18 protein-coding genes are annotated in these 14,343 nt (G+C 68.9%); 11 read left to right on the top strand and 7 right to left on the bottom strand.

Annotated elements, in window-relative coordinates; all coding sequences use genetic code 11:
- Window positions 1-1,624 (top strand): LCP family glycopolymer transferase (locus CSR00_RS26955; protein WP_099025463.1); only part of this gene is annotated, 1,624 nt, incomplete at its 5' end.
- A gap of 98 nt (window positions 1,625-1,722) precedes the next feature.
- Window positions 1,723-2,391: a phosphate signaling complex protein PhoU gene (gene phoU, locus CSR00_RS26950; RefSeq protein WP_099025458.1), complete on the top strand. Its 669-nt coding sequence runs from the start codon at window positions 1,723-1,725 to the stop codon at window positions 2,389-2,391.
- Window positions 2,392-2,500: 109 nt separating this feature from the next.
- On the opposite strand, the gene pstB is transcribed toward phoU, so the two are convergent.
- From pstB to CSR00_RS26920, 6 genes are all read right to left on the bottom strand, one after another.
- Window positions 2,501-3,277: a phosphate ABC transporter ATP-binding protein PstB gene (gene pstB / locus CSR00_RS26945; RefSeq protein WP_099025457.1), complete on the bottom strand. Its 777-nt coding sequence runs from the start codon at window positions 3,275-3,277 to the stop codon at window positions 2,501-2,503.
- A gap of 31 nt (window positions 3,278-3,308) precedes the next feature.
- Window positions 3,309-4,211, bottom strand: a complete 903-nt coding sequence (gene pstA, locus CSR00_RS26940) for a phosphate ABC transporter permease PstA (protein WP_099025456.1) — start codon at window positions 4,209-4,211, stop codon at window positions 3,309-3,311.
- Window positions 4,208-5,269, bottom strand: coding sequence for a phosphate ABC transporter permease subunit PstC (gene pstC, locus CSR00_RS26935; RefSeq protein WP_099025455.1), 1,062 nt, complete (start codon window positions 5,267-5,269; stop codon window positions 4,208-4,210). The genes pstA and pstC overlap by 4 nt, the downstream gene beginning before the upstream one ends.
- Before the next feature lie 53 nt (window positions 5,270-5,322).
- Window positions 5,323-6,423, bottom strand: a complete 1,101-nt coding sequence (pstS, locus tag CSR00_RS26930; protein ID WP_099025462.1) for a phosphate ABC transporter substrate-binding protein PstS — start codon at window positions 6,421-6,423, stop codon at window positions 5,323-5,325.
- A 206-nt stretch (window positions 6,424-6,629) separates the two neighbouring features.
- Window positions 6,630-7,583, bottom strand: coding sequence for a mycothiol synthase (gene mshD, locus CSR00_RS26925; protein ID WP_099025454.1), 954 nt, complete (start codon window positions 7,581-7,583; stop codon window positions 6,630-6,632).
- Entirely contained in the window at window positions 7,580-8,353 is a 774-nt protein-coding gene (locus tag CSR00_RS26920) for a winged helix-turn-helix transcriptional regulator (protein WP_099025461.1), read from the bottom strand. Before CSR00_RS26920 ends, mshD begins: the two co-directional genes overlap by 4 nt.
- Window positions 8,354-8,697: 344 nt before the next feature.
- Between CSR00_RS26920 and lmeA the strand changes: the two genes are divergently transcribed.
- The 8 genes from lmeA (at window position 8,698) to CSR00_RS26875 (ending at window position 13,022) form a co-directional block, all read left to right on the top strand.
- Window positions 8,698-9,495 carry a mannan chain length control protein LmeA gene (lmeA, locus tag CSR00_RS26915; protein ID WP_407662530.1) on the top strand — a complete coding sequence of 266 codons (798 nt, stop codon included), beginning with the start codon at window positions 8,698-8,700 and terminating at the stop codon, window positions 9,493-9,495.
- The gene (locus CSR00_RS26910; RefSeq protein ID WP_099025452.1) at window positions 9,492-9,932 is read left to right on the top strand and encodes a thioredoxin family protein; all 441 of its coding nucleotides are present in this window, start codon (window positions 9,492-9,494) and stop codon (window positions 9,930-9,932) included. Before lmeA ends, CSR00_RS26910 begins: the two co-directional genes overlap by 4 nt.
- 5 nt (window positions 9,933-9,937) lie before the next feature.
- On the top strand, window positions 9,938-10,051 hold the full coding sequence (locus tag CSR00_RS31870; protein ID WP_407662529.1) for an Ms5788A family Cys-rich leader peptide: 114 nt from the start codon (window positions 9,938-9,940) through the stop codon (window positions 10,049-10,051).
- A 93-nt stretch (window positions 10,052-10,144) separates the two neighbouring features.
- A complete protein-coding gene (locus CSR00_RS26900; protein ID WP_099025451.1) occupies window positions 10,145-10,621 on the top strand; it encodes a DUF4395 domain-containing protein in 477 nt (158 codons plus the stop codon).
- A gap of 46 nt (window positions 10,622-10,667) precedes the next feature.
- The gene (locus tag CSR00_RS26895) at window positions 10,668-11,501 is read left to right on the top strand and encodes a sulfurtransferase (RefSeq protein WP_099025450.1); all 834 of its coding nucleotides are present in this window, start codon (window positions 10,668-10,670) and stop codon (window positions 11,499-11,501) included.
- A gap of 2 nt (window positions 11,502-11,503) precedes the next feature.
- Window positions 11,504-11,806, top strand: a complete 303-nt coding sequence (locus CSR00_RS26890) for a DUF1416 domain-containing protein (RefSeq protein ID WP_099025449.1) — start codon at window positions 11,504-11,506, stop codon at window positions 11,804-11,806.
- Window positions 11,807-12,000: 194 nt separating this feature from the next.
- The gene (locus CSR00_RS26880; RefSeq protein WP_099025448.1) at window positions 12,001-12,681 is read left to right on the top strand and encodes a heme-binding beta-barrel domain-containing protein; all 681 of its coding nucleotides are present in this window, start codon (window positions 12,001-12,003) and stop codon (window positions 12,679-12,681) included.
- A 62-nt stretch (window positions 12,682-12,743) separates the two neighbouring features.
- Complete coding sequence (locus CSR00_RS26875; protein ID WP_407662528.1) at window positions 12,744-13,022, top strand: hypothetical protein; 279 nt, start codon at window positions 12,744-12,746, stop codon at window positions 13,020-13,022.
- 1 nt (window position 13,023) lies between these two features.
- Here CSR00_RS26875 and CSR00_RS26870 read toward each other — a convergent pair whose 3' ends face one another.
- The gene (locus tag CSR00_RS26870; protein WP_245906622.1) at window positions 13,024-13,860 is read right to left on the bottom strand and encodes an ABC transporter substrate-binding protein; all 837 of its coding nucleotides are present in this window, start codon (window positions 13,858-13,860) and stop codon (window positions 13,024-13,026) included.
- 207 nt (window positions 13,861-14,067) lie between these two features.
- Between CSR00_RS26870 and CSR00_RS26865 the strand changes: the two genes are divergently transcribed.
- On the top strand, window positions 14,068-14,343 hold a 276-nt coding region (locus CSR00_RS26865), incomplete at its 3' end, for a hypothetical protein (RefSeq protein WP_218014548.1).

Here is a 14,343-nt window from a genome sequence, read left to right as displayed (position 1 = left end):
GGCCCCCGCCGACCACCCGCCCAAACGTCACCGCCCGATGCTGCTGGCCGGCCGGTCTGTCGCGGCGATCATCGCGGTGCTGGCGCTGGCCCTCACCGGCGGGGCCTGGCAGTGGACATCGTCGAAGAACAACCGCCTCAACAACGTCGCCGCGCTCGACCCCAACTCGCGTGACATCGTCGATCCCAACGCCCAGTTCGGCGACGAGAACTTCCTGATCGTCGGCGTCGACAGCCGCTTCGGCGAGAACAGCGACGTCGGCGCCGGCGACACCGAAGCCGTCGGCGGCGCCCGGTCGGACACGCTGATGCTGGTCAACATCCCCGCCAACCGCAAACGGGTCGTGGCGGTCTCGTTCCCCCGCGATCTGTCCATCACGCCGATGAAGTGCGAGGCCTGGGACCCGGCCACCGGTGAGTACGGCCCCGTCTACAACGAGGAGACCGGAAGCTACGGGCCCGAGGAGTGGTACACCGAGACCAAACTCAACTCGGCGTACGCCTACGGCGGACCGAAGTGTCTGGTCAAGGTGATCCAGAAGATCTCGGGGCTGTCGATCAACCGTTTCATGGCGGTCGATTTCGTCGGGTTCGAGAAGATGGTCGACGCGCTCGGCGGGGTCGAGGTCTGCAGCACCACCCCGCTGGAGGACTACGAACTGGGCACCGTGCTGCCCACGGCGGGCCGCCAGGTGGTCAACGGTCAGACCGCCCTGAACTATGTCCGGGCCCGGCAGGTCACCACCGAGTTCAACGGCGACTACGGCCGGATCAAACGCCAGCAGATGTTCCTGTCCTCGCTGCTGCGTTCCCTGATCTCCAAGGACACCTTCTTCTCGCTGAGCAAGCTCAACAACGTCGTCAACCTGTTCATCAACGACAGCTACGTCGACAACATCACCACCAAGGACCTGGTCAACCTCGGCCAGTCCATCCAGGGGGTGTCGGCCGGGCGGATCAGCTTCGTCACCGTGCCGACCGCCGGGATCACCGACGAGAACGGTGACGAGGTCCCCAACCGCGACGGCATCCGCGCCCTGTTCTCGGCCATCATCAACGACGACCCGCTGCCCGGCGAAAACGACAAGAACGAGACGAAACTGCCGCCCGGCGCCACCACACCGACCTCCGATCCGACCTCCGACGAGGAGTCCGCCTCGACCGAGGACACCACCGCGCAGTCCGAGAGTTCGACGGCCACCACCGAGCTCGTCAACGCTGTGACCACCGAGCCCGAGGACATCAGCGTCCACGTCTCGAACTCCACGGGCACAACCGGGCTGGGCGCCTCGGCCAGTACCGGGCTCGAGGCGCACGGATTCGTCGTCGACACGCCCGACGACTACCCGATCTCGCTGAAGGCCACGACCGTCATGTACTCCCCCGGCAACGAACAGGCCGCGGCGACGGTCGCCGGAGCCTTCACCGATCCCCACATCGAACAGGTGACGGGCCTGGGCAGCACCGTGCACGTGGTGCTGGGTCCCGACTTCTCCAACGTCGGCACCCCACCGGCCAGCGGTTCGGCGGTCAGCGTGCACGTCACCCGCGGCGCCAGCAGCCCCTCGACCCCACTGCCCGAGGATCTGTCGGTCACCAACGGGGCGGACACCAGCTGCGAATAGCCCCCCGGGCCCGCAGAGCCGGACCGCGGTTGCGGTTCACCGGCCGTTCATCTGTGCCGTCATGCCATTTCCGTGCCTGGCCACGTAGGCTTTCTCCCATGCGAACCGCGTACCACGAGCAACTGTCCGCGCTGACCGCCCAGCTGGCCGAGATGTGCGGCATGGCCGGCGTCGCGATGGAACGCGCCACCCAGGCGCTGCTGCAGGCCGATCTGCTACTGGCCGAACAGGTCATCACCGACCACGCGCAGATCACCATCCGCAGCCAGGCCGCCGAGGAGAGCGCCTTCGTGCTGCTGGCGCTGCAGGCGCCCGTGGCCGGGGATCTGCGCAGCGTCGTCAGCGCCATCCAGATCGTGGCCGACATCGACCGGATGGGCGCGCTGGCCCTGCACGTCGCCAAGATCGCCCGGCGCCGCCATCCCCAGCACGCCCTGCCCGAGGAGGTCAACGGCTACTTCGCCGAGATGGGCCGGGTGGCAGTGGAATTGGGCAGCAGCGCCCAGGAGGTGCTGCTGTCCGGCGACCCGGAGAAGGCCGCCCGGATCCGCGAGGAAGACGACGCGATGGACGACCTGCACCGTCACCTGTTCACGGTGCTGATGGACCGGGACTGGAAGCACGGGGTGGCCGCCGCGGTCGACGTCACCCTGCTGGGCCGGTTCTACGAGCGCTTCGCCGATCACGCCGTGGAGATCGCCCGCCGGGTGATCTTCCAGAGCACCGGGCATCTGCCCGAGGAGGACGACCTCTACAGCACCCACTAGGCATCCGCGCCTACAGCGAAGCCGCCCACCACGAGTCGTGGTGGGCGGCTTCGCTGTAGCGGGGCTGGTAGTGGTCCGGTCGTGGCGGGTCGTCGGACCGCGCCGCGGGTCAGCCGAACCGGCCCGAGATGTAGTCCTCGGTGGCCTTCTGGCTCGGGTTGGAGAAGATCTTCTCGGTCTCGTCGACCTCGATCAGCTTGCCCGGCTTGCCCGTGGCCTCCAGGTTGAAGAACGCGGTCTGGTCACTGACACGCGCCGCCTGTTGCATGTTGTGCGTGACGATCACGATCGTGTAGTCCTGCTTGAGTTCGGCGATCAGGTCCTCGATGGCCAGGGTCGAGATCGGGTCCAGCGCCGAGCAGGGCTCGTCCATGAGCAGCACGTCGGGCTGCACCGCGATGGCACGCGCGATGCACAGACGCTGCTGCTGGCCACCGGACAGACCACCACCGGGCTTGTCGAGGCGGTCCTTGACCTCGTTCCACAGGTTGGCGCCCTTCAGGGACCGCTCGGCGGTCTCGTCGAGCGTCTTGCGGCTGCGCACGCCCTGCAGTTTGAGACCGGCCACCACGTTGTCCTTGATGGACATCGTCGGGAACGGGTTGGGCCGCTGGAACACCATGCCGATGGTCTTGCGGACGCTCACCGGATCGATACCGGATCCGTAGATGTCCTCCCCGTCGAGCAGGACCGAACCCTCCACCCGCGCACCGGGAATCACCTCGTGCATGCGGTTGAGGGTGCGCAGCACGGTGGACTTGCCGCACCCGGACGGACCGATGAACGCGGTCACGCTGCGGGGCAGCACCGACATCGAGACGTCGGCCACCGCGTGGAAGGACCCGTAGTAGATGTTGAGGTCCTTGAGGTCGAGGCGCTTGGCCACTGTCGCTCCTAAGTGCTCGTACGAGAAGGGGTCAGGCCCGGTTGCGGGTCAGGAATCGGTTGACGAGGGCGGCCGCCAGGTAGAGGACGGCGACCATGATGATCAGTGTGAGCGCCGCACCCCAGACCCGGTCCACACCGGCGATCTCCGGGTTCTTCAGCTCGGTGTAGATCAGCAACGGCAGCGAGGCCATGTTGCCCTCGAAGACGTCGAAGTTGATCGCGGTGCTGTAGCCCACCAGGATCAGCACCGGCGCCGTCTCCCCCATCACCCGGGCCAGCGCCAGCAGGATCCCGCTGATCATGCCGGGAAGGGCGGTCGGAATGACGATCCGCACAATGGTCTTCCACTTCGGAACGCCCAGGGCGTAGGACGCCTCGCGCAGTTCGTCGGGCACCAGCTTGAGCATCTCCTCGGTGCTGCGTACCACCAGCGGCAGCATGAGCAGCACCAGGGCCAGGGACACCGCGAAGGCGCTCTGGGTGAAGCCCATGGTGGCGATCCAGAGGGCGAAGATGAACAGCGCCGCCACGATCGACGGGACGCCGGCGAGGATGTCCACCATGAAGGTGGTGGTCTTGGCCAGCGCGCCGCGGCCGTACTCCACCAGGTACACGCCGACCATGATGCCCAGCGGCACCGAGATCAACGCCGCGATCAGCGACTGGATGACGGTGCCGTAGATGGCGTGGTACACCCCGCCCGCGAACTGCTCGGGCAGGATCCCGTAGAGGGAGTTCGTCCACCAGGTCGGCAGGGTGATGGCGCGGAAACCCTTCTCCAGCACCGTCCACAGCACCCAGGCCAGCGGTATGAGGGCGATCCCGAAGGCACCGGCGAACAGCGTGGTGGCCAGGTTGTTCTTGAACTTGCGGCTCGTGCTGATCGGGTGGAACGTCGGCCCCTTGACCGCACTGTCCATCGTCTGGGTCATCCTCCACTCACCCTTCCTCCGGCCGCGGCCCGGGCGAACGCATTCACCACGAACGTCAGCAGGAACAGCACGAAACCGGCGGCGATGTAGGCCCCGGTGGGCAGCGGCGCGCTGAATTCCGCCGCCGCCGAGGCGATCTTCGACGCGAACGTGTAGCCGCCGTCGAACAGTGACCAGTTACCCTCGGTGGCCGCCGCCCGCAGGATGATCAACACCGCCACGGTCTCGCCGAGCGCACGGCCCAGGCCCAGCATCGACCCGGCGATCATGCCGCTGCGGCCGTAGGGGAAGACCGTCATCCGGATCACTTCCCACTTGGTGGCGCCCAGCGCCTGGGCGGCCTCGACGTGACCGCGCGGGGTCAGGGCGAAGACCTCACGGGTCACCGACGTGATGATCGGCAGGATCATCACCGCCAGCACGATCCCGGCGGTGAAGATGGTGCCACCGCCGGCGATCGAGACGTTGCCGTCGGCGAACAGGAAGAACCAGCCGAGGCTGTTGTTGAGGAAGCGGGCGACCGGATCCAGCCACGGCGCCAGGATGAAGATGCCCCACAGGCCGAACACGATGGACGGCACGGCCGCGAGCAGGTCGACCAGCATGCCGAACGGCTTGGCGAACCGTCGCGGCGCGTAGTTGGTCAGGAACGCGGCGATGCCGACCGCGATCGGCACCGCGATCGCGAGGGCGAACACCGAACTGAGGACCGTCACCTGGAACAACTCGGCGATACCGAAACGCATGTTGCCGGCGTCGGTGGTGTTGAACTCCGCGCTGGTGATGAAGTTGGCCTTGTTGGCCTGCAGCGAGGGCCACGCCCGGATGAACAGGAACAACCCCATCAACGCGATCGCGGCGATGATGGTGGCGCCCGCGGCGATGGCCAGCGACTTGAAGATACCGTCGCCCCAGCGGTCCAACCGGCCCTCCCCGCCCTTGAGGGCGGATCCTCGCTTGGGTGGTTCAGGCGGCACGTGTGCAGTATCCCCGTCCTGCGGTGGGCCCGCAGGCTTGGCCTGCGAACCCACCGTCGTCGGATCTGGTCTCAGTGACATGAGCTTCCGTCTCTAGAGAGGTTGCCTCGCGAGATCTTCAGGGCGCCAGGCCCTTACGAGATCGCGTCGATGGCGGTGGTGAGCCGCTCCTTGAAGCGCTCGGGGATCGGGGCGTACCCGTTGTCCTCGAGGCCTTTCTGCCCCTCGTTGATGGCGACCGTGAGGAACTTGCTCAGGGCGGGGGCCACGTCGGCCTCCGGGTACTTCGAGCAGACGAGCTCGTAGGTGGCCAGCACGATCGGGTACGACCCCGTCTCGGTGGGCAGGTAGAACGACGAGGTGTCGAGCACCAGGTCGTTGCCCTCACCCTTGACCTTCACGCCGTCGATGGACTTGCCCACCGACTCCGCGGTCAGCTCGACGGGCTCGGGACCGGCCGAGGTGATGATCCGGGCGATGGACAGCCCCTGGCTCTTGGCGTACGACCACTCGTTGTAGGTGATCGACCCGGGGGTGTTCTTGACCGCCGCGGAGGTGCCCTCGTTGCCCTGGGCGCCCTCGCCGACGCCGCCGTTGAAGGTCTTGCCGGCGCCCTTGCCCCAGGCGCCGTCGGAGGCGGCGTCGAGGTACTTCTGGAAGTTGTCGGTGGTCCCCGACTCGTCGCTGCGGAACAGCACCGTGATGTCGGTGTCGGGCAGCTCCTTGCCCTCGTTGAGGGCGGCGACCTCCGGGGCGTTCCACTTCGTGATCGCGCCGGTGAAGATCTTTGCCAGGGTCGGGCCGTCGAGCGCCAGGTCGTCGATGCCGGGCACGTTGTAGGTCACGGCGATCGGACCGAACACCACCGGCAGGTTCCAGGCGTCGTTGCCGCCGCAGCGCTCCTTGGCCTTGGCGTACTCGCCCTTCTCCTCGCTCAGCGGCGAGTCCGAGCCACCGAAGTCGGTGATGCCGCCGGTGAACTCCGAGACGCCCGCGCCCGAACCGCTGGAGGTGTAGTTGACGGTGAAGCCCGGGCACGCCGACTGGTAGGCGGTGATGAAGCGGGTCATCGCATTCTTCTGCGCCGACGAGCCGCTGCCCTTCAGCGCCTCCTTGCCGGAGCAGTCCGATGCCGCAGTACCGTCGCCGGTGGCGTTGTTCGAGCCCGCGTTGTTGTCGCTGCCGCACGCCGTGAGCGTCAGCCCGGCGATCGCCGTCGCGGACACCGTCGCCATGAATGCTTTGCCGATCGTGTTGCGCTTCACCTGTCTCGCTTTCCTCACGTGTATGAGGCCGAACCGGGCGATCTCGCCCCGAAGGCCAGGTTCTGTACCACCGGCAACGTAGGCGCTGGTAGTGGACAGCACCCCGATGGCAGGTGAACGGGAGGTGAACAGGAGCGTGAACGAGGGGTGACGGGGCGCTGTGAGTGAGACAGGTCTCAGCGGCCGGCCCGGGCGTCCGGCGCAGGCACCGCGGACGGCACTTCAGCCGGCGGTTCGGACGGCAGTTCGGACGGCACCGCATAGGCGGTGTCGACGTTGTCCACCGCAAAGCCCAACCGCTCATACGTGCGCACCGCGGCGATGTTGTCCGACTCGACGTAGAGCATCACCGCGGGGTCGGCGTGCCCACCCAACCGGCGGGCCAGGTGCTGCACGCCGACCAGCGTCAGCAGCCGGCCGAGCCCCCGCCCCTGGGCGGCGGGATCGATGCCCACCACGTAGACCTCCCCCAACCCCTGCGGATCGGGGTGGATCTTCGTCCAGTGAAAGCCCAGCAACCGCCCTGAGGTGTCGTCGAAGGCCAGGAACAGGCCCTGCGGATCGAACCACGGCTCGGCCCGGCGCTCGTCGAGATCGGCCTGCTGCCAGCCGCCCTGCTCGGGGTGCCACGCGAACGCGGCGTTGTTGACCCGCAGCAGTTCGGCGTCATCGTCGGGGCCGGCATAGGTGCGGATGGTGATCCCCTCGGGGGGCGAACCCGCACCGGCGAGATCGCGCAGCGACCGCCGCATCTGCAGCAGCCGGCGCACCGGCGTCAGGCCGAGCGCCGCCGCGGTGGCCTCGGCGCAGGGCAGCGTGCCGTGCGCCCAGAACCGGCACCGCCCCTCGGTGCGGTCGGCCGCCGCGCGGATCAGTGCCGAGCCGACGCCGCGGCGGCGGGCCTGCGGGCTGACCACCAGCTCGGCCATCTCCGGCGTCAGGTTCAGGTACCCGACGGTGTCCCCGCCGTTCGTTGCCACGAGGTGCTCGGTGCGCCCGGCGTCCAGTTCGCGCAAGACCTGTTCGCCCACCGGAGCAACACCGTCAGCGGCGTGTGCCGCGTCGATGATCTGCCGTACCGCCTGCTGGTCTGCGGGCGTCAGAACCGCCCGCCACGCCAGCGCGGTCACTGGCTGCGCAACTGCTCGGCCAGACCGTCGGGCAGGGTGTCGGGGCCGAAGTCGTCGTCCTCGGTGTCATCGTCGAGATCGGCGTCGGAGGCGGCGCGTCCCCGGGCCGGACGCACGGCCTTGTAGCCGACGTTGCGCACGGTGCCGATCAGGGACTCGTACTCGGTGCCCAGCTTGGCGCGCAGGCGCCGCACGTGCACGTCCACGGTGCGGGTACCGCCGAAGAAGTCGTACCCCCACACCTCCTGCAGCAGCTGGGCCCGGGTGAACACCCGTCCGGCGTGCTGGGCCAGGTATTTGAGGAGTTCGAACTCCTTGTAGGTGAGGTCGAGCGGACGGCCGCGCAGCCGGGCCGTATAGGTGCCCTCGTCGATGACCAGTTCACCCAGGCTGATCTTGCCGGCGCTTTCCTGGCTGGCGACACCACCACGGCGGCCGACCAGCAGACGCAACCGCGCATCGATCTCGGCGGGGCCGGTGCTGGGCAGCAGTATCTCGTCCAGCCCCCACTCGACGTTCACGGCCACCAGGCCGCCCTCGTTGACCACGGCCACGACGGGCACCGAGGTCCCGGTGGTCCCCAACAATCGGCATAGTCCCCGCGCGGCGGCGAGGTCGGTGCGGGCGTCGACAATGGCCACGTCTGCGGTGCCGGCCTCTAATAGAGAGGAAACCTCGGTCGGCGCCGTGCGCACGTTGTGTGCCAGCAGGGACAGTGACGGCAGCACGGATTCAGGACGCGGGTCGACAGTGAGTAGCAGTAGATCCAACATGCCCTCCAGCGACTGGAAGATCATCTCCCAGATTCATGGCCGACACATCGCCGTTACCGACCAGGTTGACTAACGATAGCGCGCAACCAGCGATTCAGCCGCGTCGAGGGCCGCGGGACCCCTGCGACGGCCGTTTTGACCCCCTCGGGGCCGGGAACCGCCGGGCAGGCCAGTGTGGCGGTAGGAGCGCTCCGGGCGGCGACTGCATCACAACTGCCGATCGTGACTGCGTCACCACCCCCGATCGTGACTGCGTCACCACCCCCGATCGTGACTGCGTCACCACCCCCGATCGTGACTGCGTCACCACCCCCGATCGTGACTGCGTCACAATGAGCGACGTGCGCAAACTGCTGATCGGGGTCGGTGCCGCCGTGCTGGCCGTGGTCATCGGGGCCGTCGGCGTCGATTTCGGCACCGCCATCTACGCCGAGTACCGGCTGTCGCGAGCGGTACGCAGTGCCGCCGGGCTGCACTGGGACCCCTCGGCGGCGATCCTGGGGTTTCCGTTCATTCCGCAGGCCATGCGCCACCACTACGACGAGATCGAGATCAAGGCCAACGACGTCGAGCACCCGCACGTGGGCCGCGCGTCGCTGGAGGCCACCATGCACTCCATCGACGTGACCGAGGCGTCCTGGCTGTTCAGACCCGACGCCGCCATGCCGATCGGCAAGCTGGAGAGCCGCATCATCGTCGACTCGGGGCATCTGGGCAGGTTCATGGGGATCAAGGACCTGATGGTGGAGGCGCCGCCGCGCGAGACCAACGACGCCACCGGCGGCACCACCGAATCCGGCATCTCGGACAGTCACGGGCTGGTGTTCACCGGGACCCCGGCGGCCGCCGGATTCGACAAGAAGGTCAGCGTGTCGGTGGATCTGTCGATGTCCGGGCCGCGGCGCACCACGCTGGTGTTCACCCCGACCGGAGTGCTCACCGGCCCCGGCACCGCCGACCAGGAGGTGCCCGACGACAAGCGCGAGGCGGTGCTGGCGGCGTTCGCGGCGCGGCTGCCCGATCAGACGCTGCCGTTCGGAGTGGCACCGACGAGCCAGGGTGCCCGCGGGTCCGATGTGATCATCGAGGGCATCGCCGAGGGAGTAACGGTGACCCTCGCGGAGTTCACACCATCATGACCCCTGTGATGATGGCGGCGACCGCGCTCGCGGTGGCCCTCGGGCTGGCCGCCGTCACCGGCCGGCTGCTGACCCGGCGATCCGGTGCGGTGCGCGAAATCCACGATCACCCGGCCGGCGGGCCCGCCACGGACGCCGACGGCCTGGGGCTCTCCCGCACCGGTCCGACCGTGCTGCATTTCAGCGCCGCCTGGTGCGGCCCCTGCGCGGGGGTGCGCCGGGTGGTGGAGCAGGTGTGCGGCGAGCTGGCGCAGCCCGGCGGTGTCGCCCACGTCGAGATCGACCTGGACGCCGACCCGGCCGCCGCGCGCCGGCTTTCGGTGCTGTCGCTGCCGACGACGTTCATCTTCGACGCCGACGGCCGGCAGCGCTTCCGCGCCGTCGGTGTGCCCAAGGCCGCTGACCTGCATGCGGCGCTGAAACCGCTAGTGGCCTGAGCACCGTGTCATTGGGTAAGGTGTGCCACGTGTCAGCCCGCCTCGAGCTTCTGCTCACGAAGCGCCGCGCAGTGGATCTGTGCCGCGTTGCGGGTTGTTTCTGTTGTTGTTGCCGCTGAGTAGCCGCGCGCTGTCCGTCGCGCCGCGCTCGGAGCAGGTGTCTGCCCTGCCCGCGTCCAGCCCGACCCCGACAACAACAGGAAGTCCGTTCCATGCCGAGCGCCAACACCATCGATGACGTCGACGCGCGGGGCCCACGGTTCTCCGCCTGGCTGACCAGCGCGGTTCTCATCGTGGCCCTGCTGGTCGCGGGGTTCAGCGCGACGGCCGCGGCCATCCTGCTGGCGGCACAGACGGCGGTCTTCGCCGTCGGCGCCCTCGGCGGCCCCCGCGCACACCCCTACGGCAGGCTGTTCGCGGCGCTGGCGGCCCCGCGGCTGGGCCCGGTCACCCAGCGCGAACCGGTCCCCCCGCTGCGCTTCGCCCAGCTGCTCGGATTCGTCTTCGCCGCCACCGGAACCGCCGGATTCGTGCTCGGACAGTTCGGGCTCGGCGCGGCGGCCACGGCGGCGGCGCTGTTCGCGGCCTTCCTCAACGCGGCCTTCGACGTCTGCCTGGGCTGCCGGCTCTACCCGTTCGCCGCACGCCTGCGGCGCGCACCCGTTCGACCGCACGCAACCACCGGATAAGCACCACCGCACACGCACACGCACACGCACACGAAAGGAATCGTTCATGGCTCGCGCCGACGTTCTGGTCTCCACCGACTGGGCCGAGGACAATCTCGATGCACCGAACACGGTCTTCGTCGAAGTCGACGAGGACACCAGCGCCTACGACACCGGGCACATCCCCGGGGCGATCAAGCTGGACTGGAAGACCGATCTGCAGGACCCGGTCAAACGCGACTTCGTCGACGCCCAGCAGTTCTCCAAGCTGCTTTCCGAACGCGGCATCGCCAACGACGACACCGTGATCCTCTACGGCGGCAACAACAACTGGTTCGCGGCCTACGCGTACTGGTACTTCAAGCTCTACGGCCACGCCGACGTCAAGCTGCTCGACGGCGGCCGCAAGAAGTGGGAACTCGACGCCCGCCCGTTGTCCACCGACAAGGTCGAACGTCCGCAGACCAGCTACACCGCCAAGGATCCCGACAACTCCATCCGGGCCTTCCGCGACGAGGTGATCGCCGCGATCGGCACCAAGAACCTCGTCGACGTGCGCTCCCCCGACGAGTTCTCCGGCAAGATCCTGGCGCCCGCACACCTGCCGCAGGAGCAGAGCCAGCGTCCCGGGCATGTTCCCAGCGCCATCAACGTTCCCTGGAGCAAGGCGGCCAACGAGGACGGCACCTTCAAGTCCGATGACGAGCTGGCCAAGATCTACGCCGACGCCGGCCTGGACGGCCAGAAGGAGACCATCGCCTACTGCCGGATCGGTGAGCGGTCGTCGCACACCTGGTTCGTGCTGCAGGAGCTGCTGGGACACCAGAACGTCAAGAACTACGACGGCAGTTGGACCGAATACGGCTCCCTGGTGGGAGCCCCGATCGAGTTGGGAAGTTGACCATGTGCAGTGCACCCAAGCAAGGAACCACCCTGCCCGCCGGCGTCGACCCGGAGAAGGAGACCGTGATCACCGGTCGTGTCCTCGACGGGTCCGGCCAGACCGTCGGCGGCGCGTTCGTGCGGCTGCTGGACTCCTCTGACGAGTTCACCGCCGAGGTCGTCGCGTCGGCGACCGGTGACTTCCGGTTCTTCGCCGCCCCCGGCACCTGGCGGGTGCGGGCGCTGTCCAAGGTCGGCAACGGCGACGCCGTCGTGGCGCCCACCACCGCCGGCGTGCACGAGGTCGACATCAAGGTCGCCTGACCGCCCACCCGCCGCGCACGCGCGTAAGTGATATTTCCCGCACGTGCGCGGTGGGGATCCGGTGCCCGGTCGCGCGCACGGACAACTAGACTCCCTGTCGTGGTTCTGTTCTTTGAGATCATGCTGGTGGCCGCGGTCGTGGTGATCACCTGGTTCGCGCTGTACGCGCTCTACCGCCTGATCACCGACGAGTCGTGACGGACGGCGGGTCGAGTTCCGGTTCGCAGTCCGGGTCCGAGCCGGCCGCGGGTTCCGGTGACCGCGCCGTCGCCGAGGCGGCCGAGCGCGCGAAACTGACCGCGGCCCGCAACATCCCCGTCTTCGGCGACCTCCCCCTGCCCTCGGACACCGCCAATCTGCGCGAGGGTGCCAACCTGCACGACGCGCTGCTGGCGCTGCTGCCCCTGGTCGGGGTGTGGCGTGGTGAGGGCGAGGGCCGCGGGGCCGACGGCGACTACCGGTTCGGCCAGCAGATCGTCGTCTCCCATGACGGCGGCGACTACCTGAACTGGGAGGCACGCTCCTGGCGTCTCACCGACTCCGGGGACTACGCCAGCCACGGGCTGCGTGAGACCGGGTTCTGGCGCTTCGTCAACGACCCCGCCGACCCCGGCGAGATGCAGGCGATCGAACTGCTGCTCGCCCACTCCGCCGGCTACGTCGAGCTGTTCTACGGCCGGCCCCTGAATCAGTCGTCGTGGGAGCTGGTCACCGACGCCCTGGCCCGCAGCAAGTCGGGCATGCTGGTCGGCGGCGCCAAGCGGCTCTACGGGATCATCGACGGCGGCGACCTCGCCTACGTCGAGGAACGCGTCGACGCCGACGGCGGCCTCGTTCCGCACCTGTCGGCCCGGCTGGCCCGGTTCGCCGGCTGAGCTCCACAAGGCACCCAACCCAGCACCGCACCGGACTACGACCGGAGTAGGGAGACCGCCCGTTGAACACCGTCCGCATCGGCATGCTCTGGGCTCTCACCGCCGCAGCGGCGGTGGCGTGCGGCGCATCGGAGTCGACGCGCCCCACCGAATCCCCGGACGGCACCGAGCACGGGGCCTACGCGCGGTGCCTGACCGAGCACGGCGTGACCGAATCCGGCAGCACCCCGCTGGGCCCGGGTCCGTCGACACCACCGCCGGGAGTCGATCAACCCACCTGGGACGCCGCGCAACAGGCCTGCGCCTCGCTGGCTCCGGGTCCCCCCGGACCGGCCGGCTGAGTCAGCCCAGCCGCGGAGGCACCCTGTCACCGCCCAGCCACCGCTCCTCCAACACGGTCAGCGTGCCCTGTCGTCGCAGCTCTTCGACCACGGCCGAGACGCATCCGGTCAGGCGGCTGTCCTTGTCCAGGACGACGCCGAACTGTTCGGCGGTGTCTCCAAGCCGGGGCAGCCGGCCGATGATCAGCCCGTCGTCGAGCTCGTCGCGCACCGTGGTGGCCGTCGGCAGATCCAGCACCAGCGCGTCGATCTCCCCGTCGCTCAGCGCGATCTTGGCATCGACGTTGGTGTTGTAGACCGCGACCGGCCGCGTACCGCCGACCGCCCGGGCGGCCGTCGAGCTGGTGGTGCCGACCTGGGCCCCCAACCGCAGGCTCTTCAGGCCCTCCAGGGTGTGGACCCGCGCCGCCGGCGAGGAGGCCACCGTGACGACGGCCTGCTCGACATCGAAGTACGGGGAGGAGAAATCGACCAGCTCGCGCCGCTGGTCGGTGATCGAGAACTGCGAGACGTCGATGTCGAACGACTTCGATCCCGGTGCCATCGCGGCGTTGAAGGGCACACGCACCCAGCGGACCTCGTCGCGGGTGTAGCCCAGCGATTCGGCCACCGCGTAGGTGAACGCCGATTCGAAGCCGTCGCCGTTGGCCGGGTCGTCGCCGAGGTACCAGGGCGGATAGGCCGGCTGGTCGGTACCGACGGTCAGGATGCCCCGGTAGATCGTGGGCAGCGCGTCCTTGGTGCACGCGACGGGAACGGGAGGTTCTCGGGGGCTCTCGGCGCACCCGGCCACCGTCGCCAGGCTCACCACCGCCAGCGCCAGCCACCCACCTCGCATGGGCGGCATCATCGCGCACGCCGGGCGGCGCTGCCACCGAAGGACCCACGCTCACAGCTGCCGGCTAACCGGCTGCTATCCCGCACCCAGGAGCTCTTCCTAGCGTCGATTCCACAGCTGACAGTCCGGTTCGCCGCCCCGCCGGGCGTCGCGGGCCTCGTTCGAGGAGCAAATGTGTCTCTACCACCGGTCCGGAACCTGATCCGGATGTCCGCCGCCTCCGCCGTGACCGCGGCCCTGCTGGGAGCCGCGGTGGGTTTCGCCGCGAGTTCACCGGCGCAGCCGGGACCCGGTGATCACCAGGACGACCGCCGGGCCGAACATCAGGCATTCGTCGACTGCCTGACCGACAACGGGGTGCCCGCTCCCCCGGCCGGCGGCCCCGGCGGACCCGGCGGACCCGGTGGACCCGGGCAGCCGCCGGCGGGACCACCGCCGGACGGCGGACCCGGCGGCCAGACGCCCACCGGGCCACCACCCGCC

The sequence above is a fragment of the Mycolicibacterium palauense genome, from assembly GCF_002592005.1.
In the GTDB taxonomy this organism is placed as follows: Bacteria; Actinomycetota; Actinomycetes; order Mycobacteriales; family Mycobacteriaceae; genus Mycobacterium; species Mycobacterium palauense.
This window is presented reverse-complemented; position numbering and strand designations above follow the sequence as displayed.